A 17,313-nucleotide genomic window follows, 5' to 3' on the forward strand; every position below is an offset into this window, starting at 1 on the left:
CTTTGTGAGAGTAGGACGTCGCCACGCTGTTTCATTCCGGCATAGCTCAGTTGGTAGTAGCGCATGACTGTTAATCATGATGTCGTAGGTTCGAGTCCTACTGCCGGAGTTATCGATAGCTGTGAAGCTATCTTTTTTTTGCCATTTTGGAGCGGTCTTTCTACTAGCGGAAAGATCGCTCTTTTTTTGCAGATAAAAGTTAAAACTATTTTGAGGAACCAAAAGATCAGTCGATTTGTCGAATGTTTCAAAAAAGAAGCGTTTGCGGGAGAGTCCTTTTTTTCCTATAATAAGGAAAAGGGGAGATGACATGAAACAACAATTATTTTTTGATTTAGATGGTACGATCATTGATTCTAGCGAAGGAATCTATTCTTCGATTCGCTATGCACTGGAAAAATTAGGACATGAACCTCTCTCAACCGATGGATTGAGAGCCTTTGTTGGTCCACCACTGATTAATTCTTTTCGTGATCTAGGCTTTACAGAAGAGACTGCGCAGCGTGCTGTGAAATATTATCGGGAGAATTATCGAGAAAAAGGGATGTTTCAGATTACGCCTTACGAAAAAATCGAAACCACTTTGGCTGAACTTTCGGAAACACATGATGTCTTCATTGCTACGTCAAAACCAGAGATATTCGCAAAAGAAATTTTAAGTTACTTAGATTTTACAGATTACTTCAAAGGAATTTACGGAGCTGATCTTGAAAATAAGCGGGGAGAAAAAGCGGCAGTCCTTGCATATGCACTAGAGAAGGCGGATGGCAATACAAGTGCCTTAATGATTGGTGATCGAAGCCATGACATTCTAGGAGCAAAAGCCAATGGGTTATCCGCGATCGGTGTTCTTTATGGATTTGGTAGTGAGGAAGAACTACTTTCTGCAGGAGCAGTCGCCTTGGCAGAAAAACCCCTAGATTTGCTGGAATTGATCAGAATGGATCATGCTGGAAAATAAATGCAAAAAAGAGCTTAGAACAGAGGAAGAAAGGTGATTATCCCCGCGATGTTTGATTAGTAGCGGGACTTACTTCGACTCTTTTTTAAGCTCATGAATGTTATTTGATGGTAGTAGTTTTTAGGACTAAGACGTTATTATCCAGATAGCCACTCTCATTTTTCAAAACGAGGGTGCCGGAAGTCGGATGCACCATTAACTCGAGGTGACCAGTTAAAAACATTGTGTCGTACTCAGAAGTATAGAAAGTAAACAAATTGCTAGGGATCTCTAATGTAAAAGGAACAATGATTTCTTCAATAGGTGCGATCAAGAAACGCTCGCCAATCATACAGCAGCCTTCAGCAGAGGAAAACTGGTTGGAACCATCATTGGCTGTCAAGATAAATTGAGTTGTACCTTGTGGAAGACGTTGTGCTGCTTCTGTGGTAATCGTTAGCTCCATTTCTAGTACCTTCTTTCTATAAAAGCAATTGCTATTTTTCTTTGTTGGCTGATTGACTTGAACATAAAAAACTTATAAACAGATAACGAAAAGCATTGGACCAGATAGTTAGCTTGGGGAAGACGACTAAAAGGGCACACTGCTTCTTTTGTTATTTTAACATGGAAATGCTAAGATGCAAAGACTCAGGTGTTATTTCGTTCCTATCGTAGTAAGAAGTAGGCTATCAATCCGAGAATCACGAAAAAAAGACCAATATACAGAATAAAAGTTAACAGGGCTTGAAAGAATTGACGCATTGTCTTCACCTCAAATCAGTTGTTCACTATGATTCTAGCATGAAAGAGCCTGTTTGAATGAAATTCTAGAAATCTTTGTAGATGTTTAAGGTTTATTCATGGGAAATGAAGTAAAAAAACATATATTGCATGCAATTGGAACAGAAAAAATAAAAATAACAAAGCAGTTCATTCATGAATCTTTCAGCTGTCACTTGAATGTGGTAAACTAAAGAGGAGGGGATAAAAATGTTGCGTACATGTCAAAATGTTCTCGTTGCGTTAGATGGTTCTGAGCAATCAGAAAAGGCCTTTTGGGAAGCTGTCGATATTTGCAAACGAAACAAAGCCAAACTGTATGTCCTTTCAATCATTAACAATGCAGAGCTTTCAACGAGTGCTTATTCTTTTTCAAAGCTATTTGAACAGGAAAAGACGAGGGTTGAAACCGAGATGCTAAAGAAAATCTATGATGCAAATAACCATGGTGTCGAAGACGTTGCGGTGATCGTAGAGGTAGGAGACCCTAAGCGATTTATCATCCATGCAGCAACAGAAACTTATCCAATTGATCTAATCGTGATTGGTGCGACGGGTAAAGGAACTCTCACAAGAGCTGTAGTGGGATCGACAACTGACTATGTCGTCAACCATGCAAAATGTTCGGTATTTGTTGTGAAATAAACTATTGATTTGTTTGATCAAAAAAGGGAAATCAGGTAACTGCTGATTTCCCTTTTTTATTTGATGAAGTTTTGGATAACGTAATCTGATAGGTCTAAGTTGATTTATCAGATAGGAATCACACATGGTGAATACAACAAAATCTAGTGCAGTTGTACTATATCTAGTTGATATAGATTTGAGAAAAACTTTTATATTTTTATTCAGACATGAGGAAAGTATTATGGACAGCAGTAGTGTATCTATCGATGATTTTAGATTTGATTCTTTTCAATCAAGCAATTGGATTTGTTTGAAAACAAAATAATATTTTTTAGCTTCAATGATAGTGCTGTTTTGTGATTATATCTATAATTTGTACAGATTTCTCTTTATTTTATTGCTAGAATTTCATCCCGCCATGAAGTAAAATTTTAGTTGCATACATACTATGTGAAAAACGAAGGAAACAGATTATTTTAGTATCAGAATGGTGGAGAAAAATGACTACAAAAATTTGGAAGCGCTTCAAAATAGAGTTCTCAGTTTATGTCGGTATTGGTGTAGCAGTTTCTTTAGTAAGTGCTATTAATGTGTTTTATTTTCAAAAGTTGCTAGATGCATTTGGTCAAAGCATGCCTATTCTAAATCTAGTGATTTATGGATTGACAATTATCTTCGTTCCAATATTTTCTTATCTAGAACAAAAGCCTAAAATGAAACTCCAAAGTGGTATTTTCTTTTATTTAAAAGAAATGGCATTAGACAAGATTAGTAGAATTTCCTATTCGGAATATCTAAAGATTGGTTCGGGCTCGCTTTTGCAAAAAGTTGAGGCTGGGTCAAGCGCTGGTAGAAACATTCATTTAAACTTTTACGGAAGACTTTTTAGAGAGTTAATACCAGAAACTTTTTTTAATTTGTTTTTTATAGCGATAATCGATTTAAAATTAGTTCCAGCCATTTTAATCGGCTACATTTTTATCTTTATTGTAACCAAGTATTTGTTGAAAATATTAAAAGCTATAAAAGAAAACTCACTAATCTCTGAAGAAATAATGAATAATACTTTAATACGTGGCATCACAGAAATGGTTACTTTTCGAATAAATAAACGCTATAAAAAAGAAATAGCTAACTATCACGAAATGTCAATTTCTACAACAAACAATTTAATAAAAATGACAATGATACATGAATTTTTCTTTGGCTTTTTTGCTTTTCTAGTTGCGGTCATTAAATTAGTCATCGTTATATTAACATTTGCAAACGTTATATCTATTAGTTTAGGTGGATTAGTCGCGTTGGTTACTTATGTCGATAGAGTTTATACACCAATTGCTATCTTCAATGTAGTTTTTGTCCAATATCATTTGGATAAAGTTACATATCAACGATTACAAGATTTTTATGATACTTCAAATGATGAAGGCCTCTTCATCGAAGGAGCACCTATACAATCCATAGCAACTATCAGTCTGACCAATTTAAATTTAACCATTCAAAACAAACGAATATTGAAAGATTTCAATTTAGACTTAGAGAAAGATAAAATTTTGGACTTGTTGGAGAAAGTGGAGCTGGGAAATCTTCTTTGATGAAAGTTATATTGGGATTATTCAAACCCACTAGTGGAGATATTTTTGTGAATCATAAGAATTTATCTTCGTATAATTTAAATGAATACTACAATCATATTTTCTATCTCTCACAAGATGCTCCTATTTTTCAGGGAACATTAAAAGAAAATATTGTTTTTGACAAAAATATACCAGATATTCAAGTAATAGAGGCACTAGAGAAATGTCAATTAGGACATTTTTATCATTCACTTGAAGAAGGATTAGATACACGAATTGGTGAAAAAGGTTCTAATATTTCTGGTGGAGAGAAGCAGCGTATTGCGTTTGCGAGAATGTTCTTTTCTACTGCAGAGATAATAGTGATAGATGAGGCCACTTCGGCATTGGATGAATCAACCGAAGAAAAGTTGCTCAAAGAAGTAATGAAAATATTTAAGAATAGGATCGTCCTTATGATTACCCATCGTCCGAAAAACCTTGAAATTGTTGATGAAGTAATCGTACTTAGTAATGGTTATAAAATCAGATAAGTGATTTCACCGTATACGGAGTAAATAGACTAACTACGACTAACTGGAGAGCAGCAAGGTCTGAATACGAAATAAGCTGGGAATGTTTATGCTAGTTTATTTTTTCTGCAATAACTCTCCATTTTCCTGTTTTCCGTAACTATTTAATTTCCCACTTCCGACTAATTTCCCACACGTACTATTTAAATAGTTTGTAGTTGCTTTATTCAAGGCAGGTGTTCGTATATTTTCTAATTGAAGTGTCGTTTTGTTTTTTCGTATTTTTTCCTAATTTAAGGGAAATAATTGACTTTTATAAATGATAAAGAGTACAATTATGAAAAATAAAACGAAAAAGAGGAAAAAATATGAAAAATGTTCTAAAAGAAAATAAGCAATTTGTATTAATAACCAGTCTATTAGTTGTTATTGGCTCTTTAACATCAATGATTACTCCTCTATTCATACAATATTTTAATGAAAATAAGATCAAACTAACCTATGAGATAATGCTCTTTATAGTTATAGTTATGTTGTTTTCTTTCTTATTGCAGACTTTCATGCTCGTGTATAGAGAAAATTTTGCAGCAAAGTTTAATTCGAATTATTTGTTCAAACTGATAAGTAAGCTGACTAAAATTTCTTATGATGGTTTTATTGAAAAAGAACCCACGTATTTAATTAATCGTATATTTACTTCAGTGGATTCTTTATATTTATTTTTGATTAATAGTGTATCGACTATAGTAAAGTCATGTTTTGTAATTTTGTTATCTCTAGGAATTGTTGGATTTATATCATGGAAAATTTTTTTGCTCTTATTGATATTACTTCCTTTAAATTTAGTTGGCTTTAAGCATATTAACAAGCAATTATCTATTAGAATGGAAAAAATGCAAAAAGATGCTGCAAGTGCAAATAAAGATTTAATTGTGACATTATCAAATGTGGATAATATAAAATCCCAAGCTAATGTATCTGCATTAGAACATCTGCTTAAACCAAAGATGATTGCAATGTATGATTCATTAGCAAATAATAATAAATATGCACAAGTTACTAGTAATGCTATTGTCTTTATTAATCAATTGGTTCAAAATATGACTTATATTTGGGCGAGTATATTAATTGTTCAAAATGAATTTCCTGTGGGAAATTTAATTATTCTAAGTATTGTTATTCCAATGTATTATTCCGCTTTAAGTGATTTATCTAAGGCAAATGTAGATTATAAATCTTTAACTATTTCTAATGAGTTCATTAAGAATAATCTTGACTTATTACGTGAAGAAAATGGGGAAATAAAAATACAAAATATAAACAATATTGAGTTTAATTTCCCATCATTTTTAATAAATAAACAAATTTTTAATTATAATTTAAAAGAAGTAGTGAATAAAGGGGATATAGTTTATATAGAAGGAGATTCTGGTAGTGGAAAAACTTCTCTATTGAGACTGATGTTGAAATTTAGAAAATCTAAAGGAATAAAGATCAATGGATTAGAAATTAACAGCTTGGAAAATTCAAGTTTAAGGAATAAAATTGCTTATATTTCACAAGATCCAACGATTTTGTCTACGTCATTAGAAAACAATATAGGAATGGGAAGAAAACTAACCAGAGATGAAAAATATTTGATTGAAACATCTGGTATTTTAAGTCCGATATTTAAAGAAAAGCATTGGGATAGTGTATTATTAGAAAATGGTGCGAATTTATCTGGAGGAGAAAAACAAAGAATTGCAGTATGTAGATTAATTATATCTGATGCAGAATTATATATTTTAGATGAAAGCATTAGTAATATAGATAAAGAATCTGCAAATGCAATATTGAATTTCATTACAATCAAATCACAAGAGAAAATTATTTTATATACAACCCATGATAAATCATTCAAGAAATACGCGAACAAAATTATTAATGTAAGGAGATAAACTATGAATCACGATTTGCTAAGTGTATCTGAAGTTGCGGATGCATTGGGAGTAACTACAAGAACTATTAGAAACTACTTGTCTGATGGTAAATTAAAAGGGCAAAAGATTGGTGGACAATGGAAATTTTTGAAATCCGAAGTGTATCGTTTTATAGGTCAGTCAGTTGAGAACCCTGTTACTAACTTTTTTGAAAACGAGAATCATTTTAAAACGGGTTCAATACTCGTCATTAATATTCCAATCTCTAGTATGAGGTTAGTTGAAAATTTAAAAAATGATTTGTTGAATCAATATAACAATGTATACGATGGAGAAAACCGACAGTTCTTTTATCAGGCAATTTCTAAAGAACAAGCCAGAGTAATAATACAAGGCCCTATAGAATACGTAGCTAGTTTTGGTGACTGGATAAATAATAGGCTAAGAAGTTATTCTTGAGAATCATTGATATTTATGATTGTTCAAATGAACATAATGAACAGTGTGAAATAGTGATGCAATGCATGGACCGTTTATCATTTTCGTTGTTGAAATAAGGAGCAACTGAAAATCATCGGTGCTAACTGCAAACAAAAAAACAACGTCCCAAGAACGTTGTTTTGAGAAAGCCACTTGACGGGCTTGAACCGTCGACCTCATCCTTACCATGGATGCGCTCTACCAACTGAGCTAAAGCGGCTTGTTATTTAACACAAGATATAGAATACCTGAAAGCCTGCTGTTTGTCAATTCCATTTTTTCAAGAGTACTGGGATTTTTTGTCAAAAAAGGTGAACAACAAGACAAAGAAGCAAAAATTTCTTTTTTCACTTGCCAACTTATCTGAATATTTGCTATATTACAGGTAGATTCTTCCGGCATAGCTCAGTTGGTAGTAGCGCATGACTGTTAATCATGATGTCGTAGGTTCGAGTCCTACTGCCGGAGTCATAAATAAAACGTCCCCATTGATGAAAAGATGATGGATGGGTAAAGCAAACCCCCCTGAAATTCAGGGGGGTTGCTTTATAGATAGATTCAACAGTTTATCTCCTTGCGGCTACTTGTTTTTTGGATAAGCAAAGCAGTCGACATAGGGAAGTCACTTTATTTCAGAGACTCGATAGTTGTCTGTTGCTTTACGATGCTTATATGTTGACCTACCCCACAGTGATTTATTGGAAAATGACTCATTCGACTATTGCGCAAGTCAAGACCCAGTTTCCTTAAAAAGGTGTCCAAAGTGGATAAAGAAGATGAGAGGGATTCTATGGACAACAGCATTACATTTACAAATAGAAATGAATTTCGTGACTGGCTTCAAGAGTATGGTGTATCAAGTGAAGGGGTTTGGCTTTTGATCGGAAAAGCTGGCGGTCCTAAGACGATAAAGGCTCACGAGGCACTTGAAGAAGCGCTTTGTTTTGGCTGGATCGATGGCGTCATGCAAAAGATTGATGATAAAACATACAAGAAATACTTTGCGAGGCGCAGAAAGAACAGCAAGTGGTCAGAAAAAAACAAAGCACTAGCTGAAACATTGGAAAGCCAAGGACTAATGACTGATTATGGTCGAAGAAAAATAGAAGAGGCCAAGAAAAACGGTCAATGGGATGCGGTTCAGTCTCCAAAGATTTCGGAGGAACAAATCTATACCGTAGCAAGCTTATTAAAGAAACATGAGGCAGCTTATACAAATTTCCAAGCAATGTCTCTCTCTGTCAAAAAGACCTACACGCGGGCATACTATGATGCAAAAACCGACACTGGACGCGAAAAGCGTTTGTCTTGGATGATTGAACGGCTAGCGAAGAATCTGAAACCAATGTAGCGATTTTTGGGACTGTGCCATAAGTCTCCTACAAGTAACACTATCCGAACATTAATGATTATTGCTCCTGCGGTGCAGGGACTCCTCGTCGCAAAAGTCAGAGGAATCTATCCTAGCAACAGACTATTATTCGGTTTAACTTGTTGGATGATGACATATGGCACAGTCCTGATAGCTAAGAAGCATGAAAAATCAAGCGAAGCGACTCGGGCAATTTTTACTAATTGCAGGTGTCGCTTCGCTTGTTTGTCTTGCTTGCTAAATATCTTCTTATTGCCTACTGAAGCTTTTGCTCCAGAGTCTCATACAGTTTGACGGTCTCAGAGGCGTCTTTGTTCGTATAGTAGATCGTGATATCGGCTGTCGAGAGCCGAAGAATGGGTTGCGATCGTTTGTCCATGAATAGTTTCGCAGATTGACCAGCAACGTTAAAGTTGCCTGTCAGGTAATGATCTGTCGCCATCCCCATTGTGCGAACCGTTGGCTCTGGAAGTGTATCAACAAGCGTGACTGTTCTGATTTCATCCAACGGAATCGTTTGTCGGCTAGCTAATGGGGCATCAAACTGTACGGATTGATCTGTCATCTCTCCACTTATTGCATCAGGATTAAAATCTAATTGATACAAAGGAACGATAGTGACAACCATGATCGCGATCATCAGAATGCCGGTGCCGATTGCTAAACCTTTTCCGGTCTTTTTGCCTAAGTTGATACCGATATTCAACCCCACGCGGTCAGGGACAAATAATCGAGGATCTGTTGGATTAATGTACACGCCATAACGCCAATAACGGTCTTCATCATAATACCGTTGTTCCGTAGAAGCCAACAATTGATCTTGTTTTTTTCGTAATCGCAGCAATAGCCCAAAAGGAACGACCATCAAGAAGACCAGTAACAAGACGAAAAGAACAGCGGATAACTCTCCAACTACCCCCGTCAACTGGGTCGAGAGCAGTGGAACAAAAAACAATAGCAGTGTGCCCGTGCTCATTAAGACGACCAGAAGGGACCAATAGAATTTCGTTAAATCATTGAACTGTTGATTGATTTGAAAATCCTTCGTCAATGGACGTACTGGTAAGCGGCGAATCACTTGCCATAAATAGAGGAAAAGCAAAAAGATCAAGCAGTTGATGAGGCTGAATAGCCAACCGGGTCCGTTCTCCGCGGTAGGGAAATAAATTACACCAGCAATGACTAATAACAATGATGGAAGAAAACTGACTAATGGCAACAGTTTTCTATTTTTTTGCTGGATCAATTTGGTGTCTACTAAAACAGGATCGATAGGGAGTCCCCAGTTCTTATGCTCAATTAGTTCGTGCATTTTTCCAATATAATGAATTTGTAAGACGTAGCTTGCCCCCAGAAGCAAAAACAAGAGCAGCCAGAAAAAGGTCATGAGGATAGAGCCATATAAATTGAACAAAAAAATCAGACTTGCTACACTTAAGATACCGACAAACTGCATAATACGGCGGCGGTATTCAGCAACTAACGCCAAAACGTCCGGATGCTGCAAGTGATCAGGAGATAATGTATTTTCCAATAATACGTTTTTGTGGGGCTTACTGAGCAGATTCATTGTAAAAGCGATAGAAAAAATGACGATCAGATTTATGCCAAAGAAAATGTAATTCATTTCAATTCGGTCCTTTCAGAAAACTGTTCTAAACATTGCTGAATATCGGCAATGATCGCTGCTTCGCTTTTTCCGTGAATCAATGCAGAGGCTACTTGCAGCTGCAGCTGTTGTTGATAATATTCTTCTTCGGAGAAGGTAAAGCTGCGAGGCGCTGCGACAGCAGTTCCTTTGCGCCGATCGGTAATCAGCAGCCCGTCTTCTTTCAGTGAATTATAGGCTTTAGAAATAGTCATCGTGTTGATGCCAATCTCTTCTGCAAGTTGACGGACAGAGGGAAGTAGTTCGCCGACAGCTAATTCGCCTGTTGCGATCCCAAGAATGATTTGATCGCGTAATTGTTGATAGATGGGTGTATTGCTTTGAGGTTTGATTTCGAATTGCACTGGCGCTCTCTCCTTTGTATTATCTATATTAATACAAATAGATGGAACATGCAATCAATAATCATCCTCTCTATAAGGAACTCACTTCGCAGCATTAGGAGTAATAAACTGAAATTTTTCGTTGCTGTTTTGCAATCACTTTGTTATCGCAGTGACTGAATATTACGGTATGCTTTTAGTTAGAAAAAATAAAGGAGGAGACATTATGAGCCACTCCCCGAGGACGGCTTACTTCGATAATGCAAAATTTTTATTAATGATTTTAGTGGTTTTCAGCCACTTATTGCAACCATTCATTGGTGATCACAAGTTTTATCATGATCTGTACTATTTTATTTTTACCTTTCATATGCCAGCCTTTGTTTTTTTAGCAGGTTATTTTGCCAAACCGCTCACAAAAGGTTCAAAAGTTCGAGATCTGGTCAAAAAGTTTCTACTTCCTTATGTGTTTTTTCAACTTTTTTATACAGTTTATTACTGGGTGATTGGACTTGACGCGTCGTTGAATATTCAGCTGCTCAACCCTCAATGGGCATTGTGGTTCTTACTCAGCATGTTCTTTTGGCAGCTTTCTCTCGTCTTTTTTCAGAAAATGACTGCCAGAAAAGCCATCTTGCTTAGTGTGCTGCTGAGCATTTTTGCTGGTTACCTCCCTTTTATTAATCAAGTTCTGACACTGCAGCGGACATTTGTCTTTCTACCATTTTTTATCATCGGTTTTTATTTTCCTAAAAATGAGATGCAGTTTTTACAAGGAACACGAATAAAAAAAATCAGTCTGGTTTTCTTGCCGATTATCTACTTGTTTATTGCGCTTTTCCATGGGATGAATAAGTACATGGTCTTTGGCTCGAAACCTTATGAAGACTATCTGAGCTATCCATTGTTCGGAGGACCATTACGAGGGGTGTTCTTTGTGATTGGACTGCTGGGGATCATTGGTTTTCTGCGACTCGTCCCACGGCAACAGCTGTTTTTTACCAAATGGGGCAAGAACACACTGTTAGTCTATTTGCTGCAAGGGATCTTTATTAAAGGATTGAGAGCACTGGCAATCACTGAACTAAACTTGTCACTGCTCGGATTTATGGCGTTGATCGTCGTCAGTGTTTTACTGACGATCCTATTAGCCAGCAGACCTGTTCGGCAGTTCTACGCCCGTTTTGAAGAAGGGATTTCTTTTGTCCTATTGGGCTTGGGTATCTTCATGATTGCGAACTGAATCTAAATGGAAACACCGCCTTCGCAAGTTTGGATCTGCCAGACTTTTGCTCAGGCGGTTGTTATTTGATTTGGACAAGAGTAAAATGAAGAGAATAAAGTGAAAGGATGGAGAAATATGTCAGAAATTTCCAAAAATACTACTGAAAAATTTGCTGAAGCGTATCAGCAAAATAACAAGCAAAATGCACTGCAAAGAGGCGTGGTCAAAAACGGGATCACTGCTTCAGCAGAAACGATTCAAGGCCATGTCAACAATGTACCAGTCTTTTCAGTTGATGTGACGACTGGCAAAGTGTCAAACCAAAAACAATCAGGTCGCTGCTGGATGTTTGCAGCATTGAACACATTCCGTCACAAAATGTTGAATGCCTTTAATTTGAAGGACTTTGAATTGTCACAGAACCATACTTTTTTCTGGGATAAATATGAAAAAGCCAACTATTTTTATGAAAATGTCTTGGCAACAGCACAAGAGCCTTTATCTAGCCGCAAGGTTGCTTTCTTGCTGCAAACACCCCAACAAGATGGCGGACAATGGGATATGATCGTGTCGATCTTTCAAAAATATGGTGTCGTGCCAAAAGCAGTGATGCCAGAAAGCAGTAATTCATCGAATTCCCGTGACTTGAACAACTACTTGAACAAAAAATTGCGCAAAGATGCTGGGACATTGCGCCAATTAGTGGCGGATGGACAATCCGAAGCAGCTATTCAAGAAGCAAAAGAAGGGATGCTACAAGAAATCTACAATTTCTTAGCGACTTCTTTGGGGACTCCACCAGAAACGTTTGACTTTGAATACCGTGATGAAGAGAAAAATTATCATATTGATCGCGGACTGACGCCGCAAACATTTTATGACAAATATGTAGGGGTAGATCTGGATGATTATGTAAGCATCATCAACGCCCCTACTGCTGACAAACCTTATAACAAGTCCTATACAGTGGAAATGTTGGGGAACGTTGTTGGAGGTAAAGAAGTGAAATATTTGAATGTGGATATGGAAACATTCAAAAAATTGGCGATTGCCCAATTAGAACAAGGAGAATCTGTCTGGTTTGGCTGTGATGTTGGGCAATCTTCTACCCGTGATTCTGGAATCATGGCATTGGATGCGTATGATATGAACGACTTATTCGATATCGATTTCACGATGACGAAAGCTCAACGTTTAGATTATGGTGAAAGTCTGATGACCCATGCGATGGTCTTGACTGGTGTGGACATCGTTGATGGCAAATCAACAAAATGGAAAGTCGAAAACAGCTGGGGAGAAAAAGTCGGTACCAATGGATTTTTTGTAATGAGTGATGAATGGATGGATGAGTACACCTATCAAATCGTTGTTCGCAAGGAATTTTTGACGGCCGAACAACTCGCTGCTTTTGAAGCAGAGCCGCAAGTCTTAGCTCCTTGGGACCCTATGGGAGCTTTAGCATAATGAAGAAATGAAAAGCTGTGGGCGTATGTTAAGAGACGATCGAACAAATTTTACGAGGACTGAGATAGAAACGGTTCATTTTCTATCAGGTAGACCAATTTGTTTGATGGACCGTTTATTAGCTGCGCTGTCACAGCTTTTTTTGTCCATTTTTATGATCTTTAGCAGAAAAATGTGAAACTTATTAATTGTAAGATCGCCATTCTTTCTATAAAATAAAACAGTCACTAATGATGCCACACGTCTCATTAGAGTGAACTGTTGAAGAATGGTCACTGGGAACCTTTACTTCCACTGACAGACTTTGTCATTTTACTTAATGTTAAAGGAGGAGACTAATGACAAATCTGTTTATAGTTATTGTTGTACTTATTTTTGCTGCCCTTATTTATGGGTTCTACCTGATGCAAAAGCGTCATCTGAAATTCTCTACACGAGTGTTTACAGCGTTGTTTGTCGGGATACTTTTTGGTGGTATCTTACAGGCGATCTTTGGAACTGGCTCGGAAGTGATCACCCAATCACTAGAGTGGATCACAATGGTGGGGAACGGCTATGTAGCACTGCTGCAAATGTTGATCATGCCATTGGTTTTTGTTTCGATCGTCGGGGCATTTACCAAGATGAAAGAAAGCGAAAAAATCAAAAAAATCAGCTTTACTGTGTTGGCTACTTTGTTGGGCACGACAGCAATCGCTGCACTGATCGGAATCGTGATGGTTATGTTGTTTGGTTTAGACGGTGCGAGTTTTACTGAAGGCGCAGCGGAGACCGCACGGATCGCTGAGTTGGCAGAACGTTCTACCCAAGTCCAAGACTTGTCAATTCCTCAACAGATCGTATCCTTTATTCCGAATAATGTTTTTGCCGATCTAGCTGGGACACGTTCAACGAGTACGATTGGAGTGGTAATTTTTTCTGCTTTTGTAGGGATTGCCTACTTAGGGGTGAAGAAAAAAGCCCCGAAAGAGGCGCAAACGTTTGCTGATCTAATGGATAGCTTGTACAAGATCGTGATGCGAATCGTCACACTTGTGTTGCGGTTGACTCCTTATGGTGTATTGGCGTTGATGACAAATGTTCTAGCATCAAGTGATTTCGAAGCGATCCTAAATCTTGGGAAATTTATTTTAGCTTCTTATGCAGCATTGATCATTGTCTTGCTCGTTCATTCCTTGTTGTTAGCGAGTGTAAAAGTCAATCCAATTACTTATTTCAAGAAAGCTTTTCCAGTGTTAAGTTTTGCATTTACTTCACGCTCAAGTGCCGGTGCGTTGCCATTGAATATCGAAACGCAAACAAAAGCGCTAGGTGTCGACGAAGCAACCGCCAATTTTGCTGGTAGCTTTGGCTTGTCAATTGGACAAAATGGCTGTGCTGGTGTGTATCCGGCGATGTTAGCCACGATCGTAGCGCCTACGGTAGGAATCAATGTCTTTGATTGGCAGTTTATCCTGCTTTTGGTGGCGGTCGTAACCATCAGTTCTTTTGGTGTTGCTGGTGTCGGTGGTGGGGCAACCTTTGCTTCATTGATCGTTTTAGGATCAATGAACTTGCCGATCGCAATCGTTGGTCTAGTCATTTCTGTTGAACCACTGATCGATATGGCTCGAACACTGGTTAATGTCAGTGACAGCATGGTTGCCGGTGTGGTGACTAGCAGTCGTATCCATGAACTAGATCGTGCAACACTTGAAAGTCAAACTGCTGTGATTGATGCCGATTGATTCAAGTAGAAGCCGCTACTAAAATCAAGTGATAACAAAAGAGTGTTTATTAAGAAAGACTGCGTGTGGTCTTTCTTTTTTTGTGACCAAAAATCAGAGTCACTATTGTTATTATGTGTCATTATGGCTTACTCTGACCGCTATCTTTAGTAGATGAGAGAATAATAAAGAAATATTCACCGCTTTTTTTATGGGTTTCTGCTATACTTTTTGTATACAGGCGCAGGAGGGATCAAGATGACACAACTGATTCAGTTAGAAAATGCAGCAAATGTCAGAGAATTAGGCGGTTATAAAACGACATCAGGGAAGACCATTAAGCGGAAAAAACTGATTCGTAGTGCCGCGATCAATGAGCTGTCTGAGACAGATCAAGCAACATTGAGCAACTATGGCATCAATCAAATCATTGATTTTCGTTCCTATGAAGAAGCCAAAGCACAGCCAGATCAGCCAATCCGTTATGCCCAGCAGTTCTTTTTGCCGATTTTTAGCGAAGATGAAACGATGGTTTCCTTATCACCAGAGACATTGAAGCAAAAGCTGGCAGATGGGGATGATGCAGAAGATCAGATGAAGAAGGTATATCGCCACTTTGTCGAAAGTCCGCATGCTCGAAAGCAATACCGTCATTTTTTTGACTTGGTATTAGAAAATGCGGAAGCAGGAGCAACCCTATTTCATTGTACAGCAGGGAAAGATCGAACAGGCTTCGGGGCATTTCTGCTCTTATCTTTATTAGAGGTGGATCAATCAACTATCAAACAAGACTATCTGGCAACGAATCGCTATCTGGGGCCTTTTTTAAAAGAGAAATTTGCCCCTATGGCGCAGCAAATGCCGCCTGAAGTTCTTGAAGCCATCACCACATTGATGAGTGCAAAAGAAAGTTTTCTTGATGAAAGTTTAGCAGCGATCAAAAAAGAATTTGGCACGGTGGATCAGTATTTAAAAGAAGGACTGGCAATCACAAAAGACGAAAAAGAGTATTTTCACGCCCACTTTACCGAGTAAAGGATGTGTCCAACATGAATCAGGAATTGCTTGCCCAGTTTGGGTTATCCGGAACATTAACGCCGATCAGCGGGGGTGACGTGAATCAGACGTTCCGGTTGCGGTCAGAAGAAAGACAGTATTTCTTGAAGTATCATCCAGGAGTATCCCAGCAGTTTTTTCAAGCAGAAGCAGCAGGATTGGCACAATTACGTCCCTATGTTCGCGTACCCGCCGTTTATCAATATGGAGATAACGAACATGGCGCCTACCTTTTGCTAGAATGGATCGATGTTGGTGAAGGTGATCAAGAGTCGATCGCCACTGCTTTAGCTGAGATCCATCGGCAAACAAGCCCAACGTTTGGATTTGAACAGGACAACTTTATTGGCTTATTGCCGCAGGTGAATCCCGCGGCAGAGGATTGGGTGAGTTTTTATACCACGTGCCGCTTAGACGTTCAGGTGGAATTGGCCAAGTTAGGAAATCATTGGAATCCTCGCCGAGAAGATAAGTACCTAAATCTGAAAGAAACGCTGTATCAAGAGTGGTCAGGTCGACAGGTTCAACCTTCTTTACTGCATGGTGACTTTTGGCGCGGCAATGTGCTGTTTGATCAGAAGGGTGATCCAGTTTTCATTGATCCGGCTGTATCCTTTGGTGATCGCGAACTTGATCTGGCGATGGCGCAATTATTCGGCGGATTTCGTCCGGAATTTTTCCAACGCTATCAGCAAGTCTTCCCGCTGGAAAAAAATTGGCAAGAGCGGGTTCCTGTGTATCAGTTGTACTATTTATTGGTTCATTTGAATCTATTCGGTGAAAGTTACGGCAATAATGTAGATGAGATTTTGAGTAGATATTAGGAGGCATTTGGCAAGATGGTAGCAAAGTATCAAAAAGAACATGAAGTCGCTTATTATGAGTGCGATATCAATCAGACAATGACGTTTCCAGCAATGTTGGGAGTGGCAATCAAAGTATCCGAAGAGCAAAGTGCAGTATTGGAGCGTGGGCCAGAATACATTCGCTCTTTTGGACTGACATGGATCATTACTACTTACCATATCACGGTCAATCGGTTGCCGATGGTCGGGGAACAGATCATGGTCTCAACACAAGCAAAAGAATACAATAAATATTTTTGCTACCGCTATTTCTGGCTGCACGACGCCCAAGGAAATGAATTAGTGAAGATCGAGTCGGTTTTTGCATTGATGGATTTGGCAACACGCAAAGTCAGCAGTGTTCCAGATGAGATCGTCGCTCCTTTTGAAAGTGAGAAAATCAAGCGCATCAAGCGCTATCCTAAAATCAATTCCCCAGAAAAAGGACATTTTTTACCTTATCGGGTTCGGTTTTATGATATCGACAGCAATCAGCACGTCAACAATGCAATGTATTTTAATTGGCTGCTGGATGTTTTAGGCTATGAATTTTTGACGACGCATCAAGTGAAGGAAATAACGATTCGTTTTGACCGAGAAGTTGAGTACGGGAACTTGGTAGAAAGTCATTTTGAAACGATTCGGGATGAGAACCATTTGGAAACATTACATGAGATCAGAATCGGAGAGACGACGTACTGCGAAGCCGCAATGAAGTGGCATGAACGAACAAAAAATAATGAAAACAACTAACCGCACTGACAATCGTCTGTTCTTAGCGATTGACCTTCTCTTAAAAAAGGTCAGTTGCT

At 38.1% G+C, this 17,313-nt stretch carries 14 protein-coding genes, 3 tRNA genes and 1 pseudogene; 14 read left to right on the forward strand and 4 right to left on the reverse strand.

Going from position 1 to position 17,313, the window contains the following annotated elements; translation table 11 throughout:
* The first annotated feature begins 35 nt into the window (after positions 1–35).
* Together ACTFWY_RS15880 and ACTFWY_RS15885 are read left to right on the forward strand one after the other, a co-directional pair.
* Positions 36–109 (forward strand) — tRNA-Asn (locus tag ACTFWY_RS15880).
* A 201-nt stretch (positions 110–310) separates the two neighbouring features.
* On the forward strand, positions 311–961 hold the full coding sequence (locus tag ACTFWY_RS15885) for an HAD-IA family hydrolase (RefSeq protein WP_003127307.1): 651 nt from the start codon (positions 311–313) through the stop codon (positions 959–961).
* Between the two features lie 100 nt (positions 962–1,061).
* On the opposite strand, the gene ACTFWY_RS15890 is transcribed toward ACTFWY_RS15885, so the two are convergent.
* Entirely contained in the window at positions 1,062–1,406 is a 345-nt protein-coding gene (locus tag ACTFWY_RS15890; protein WP_003127308.1) for an iron-sulfur cluster biosynthesis family protein, read from the reverse strand.
* Positions 1,407–1,933: 527 nt separating this feature from the next.
* Here ACTFWY_RS15890 and ACTFWY_RS15895 point away from each other — a divergent pair.
* The 4 genes and pseudogenes from ACTFWY_RS15895 to ACTFWY_RS15910 all read left to right on the forward strand — a co-directional run bounded on the left by ACTFWY_RS15895 (position 1,934) and on the right by ACTFWY_RS15910 (position 6,820).
* Positions 1,934–2,368, forward strand: a complete 435-nt coding sequence (locus ACTFWY_RS15895; protein ID WP_003127309.1) for a universal stress protein — start codon at positions 1,934–1,936, stop codon at positions 2,366–2,368.
* A gap of 482 nt (positions 2,369–2,850) precedes the next feature.
* Positions 2,851–4,460 (forward strand): annotated as a pseudogene (locus ACTFWY_RS15900) (ATP-binding cassette domain-containing protein).
* Between the two features lie 347 nt (positions 4,461–4,807).
* Positions 4,808–6,379, forward strand: a complete 1,572-nt coding sequence (locus ACTFWY_RS15905; protein ID WP_003127311.1) for an ATP-binding cassette domain-containing protein — start codon at positions 4,808–4,810, stop codon at positions 6,377–6,379.
* Between the two features lie 3 nt (positions 6,380–6,382).
* Positions 6,383–6,820 carry a helix-turn-helix domain-containing protein gene (locus ACTFWY_RS15910; RefSeq protein ID WP_003127312.1) on the forward strand — a complete coding sequence of 146 codons (438 nt, stop codon included), beginning with the start codon at positions 6,383–6,385 and terminating at the stop codon, positions 6,818–6,820.
* A 168-nt stretch (positions 6,821–6,988) separates the two neighbouring features.
* Here the strand turns inward: ACTFWY_RS15910 and ACTFWY_RS15915 are convergent.
* A tRNA-Thr gene (locus ACTFWY_RS15915) sits at positions 6,989–7,061 on the reverse strand.
* A 174-nt stretch (positions 7,062–7,235) separates the two neighbouring features.
* On the opposite strand from ACTFWY_RS15915, the gene ACTFWY_RS15920 reads away from it, so the two are divergent.
* Both ACTFWY_RS15920 and ACTFWY_RS15925 read left to right on the forward strand, forming a co-directional pair.
* Positions 7,236–7,309 (forward strand) — tRNA-Asn (locus ACTFWY_RS15920).
* A gap of 322 nt (positions 7,310–7,631) precedes the next feature.
* Positions 7,632–8,192: a YdeI/OmpD-associated family protein gene (locus tag ACTFWY_RS15925; protein WP_003127314.1), complete on the forward strand. Its 561-nt coding sequence runs from the start codon at positions 7,632–7,634 to the stop codon at positions 8,190–8,192.
* 277 nt (positions 8,193–8,469) lie between these two features.
* Here the strand turns inward: ACTFWY_RS15925 and ACTFWY_RS15930 are convergent, their stop codons facing one another.
* On the reverse strand, positions 8,470–9,840 hold the full coding sequence (locus ACTFWY_RS15930) for a PH domain-containing protein (RefSeq protein WP_003127316.1): 1,371 nt from the start codon (positions 9,838–9,840) through the stop codon (positions 8,470–8,472).
* Positions 9,837–10,226 (reverse strand): GntR family transcriptional regulator, encoded by a 390-nt coding sequence (locus ACTFWY_RS15935; RefSeq protein ID WP_003127317.1) that lies wholly within the window; start codon positions 10,224–10,226, stop codon positions 9,837–9,839. Before ACTFWY_RS15935 ends, ACTFWY_RS15930 begins: the two co-directional genes overlap by 4 nt.
* A 205-nt stretch (positions 10,227–10,431) precedes the next feature.
* Here ACTFWY_RS15935 and ACTFWY_RS15940 point away from each other — a divergent pair, with 205 nt between their 5' ends.
* From ACTFWY_RS15940 to ACTFWY_RS15965, 6 genes are all read left to right on the forward strand, one after another.
* Positions 10,432–11,448 carry an acyltransferase family protein gene (locus ACTFWY_RS15940; RefSeq protein WP_005471584.1) on the forward strand — a complete coding sequence of 339 codons (1,017 nt, stop codon included), beginning with the start codon at positions 10,432–10,434 and terminating at the stop codon, positions 11,446–11,448.
* A 117-nt stretch (positions 11,449–11,565) separates the two neighbouring features.
* On the forward strand, positions 11,566–12,894 hold the full coding sequence (locus ACTFWY_RS15945) for an aminopeptidase C (protein ID WP_005471586.1): 1,329 nt from the start codon (positions 11,566–11,568) through the stop codon (positions 12,892–12,894).
* Positions 12,895–13,232: 338 nt separating this feature from the next.
* Positions 13,233–14,621 (forward strand): L-cystine transporter, encoded by a 1,389-nt coding sequence (locus ACTFWY_RS15950; protein ID WP_003127320.1) that lies wholly within the window; start codon positions 13,233–13,235, stop codon positions 14,619–14,621.
* A gap of 237 nt (positions 14,622–14,858) precedes the next feature.
* Complete coding sequence (locus ACTFWY_RS15955; RefSeq protein WP_005471589.1) at positions 14,859–15,635, forward strand: tyrosine-protein phosphatase; 777 nt, start codon at positions 14,859–14,861, stop codon at positions 15,633–15,635.
* Between the two features lie 14 nt (positions 15,636–15,649).
* On the forward strand, positions 15,650–16,480 hold the full coding sequence (locus ACTFWY_RS15960; protein ID WP_005471595.1) for a fructosamine kinase family protein: 831 nt from the start codon (positions 15,650–15,652) through the stop codon (positions 16,478–16,480).
* Positions 16,481–16,495: 15 nt separating this feature from the next.
* Positions 16,496–17,254 (forward strand): acyl-ACP thioesterase domain-containing protein, encoded by a 759-nt coding sequence (locus tag ACTFWY_RS15965; protein WP_003127324.1) that lies wholly within the window; start codon positions 16,496–16,498, stop codon positions 17,252–17,254.
* Positions 17,255–17,313: the final 59 nt, after the last annotated feature.

The sequence above is a fragment of the Enterococcus sp. 125944 genome (assembly GCF_051909435.1).
GTDB classification, from domain to species: Bacteria; Bacillota; Bacilli; order Lactobacillales; family Enterococcaceae; genus Enterococcus_D; species Enterococcus_D gallinarum.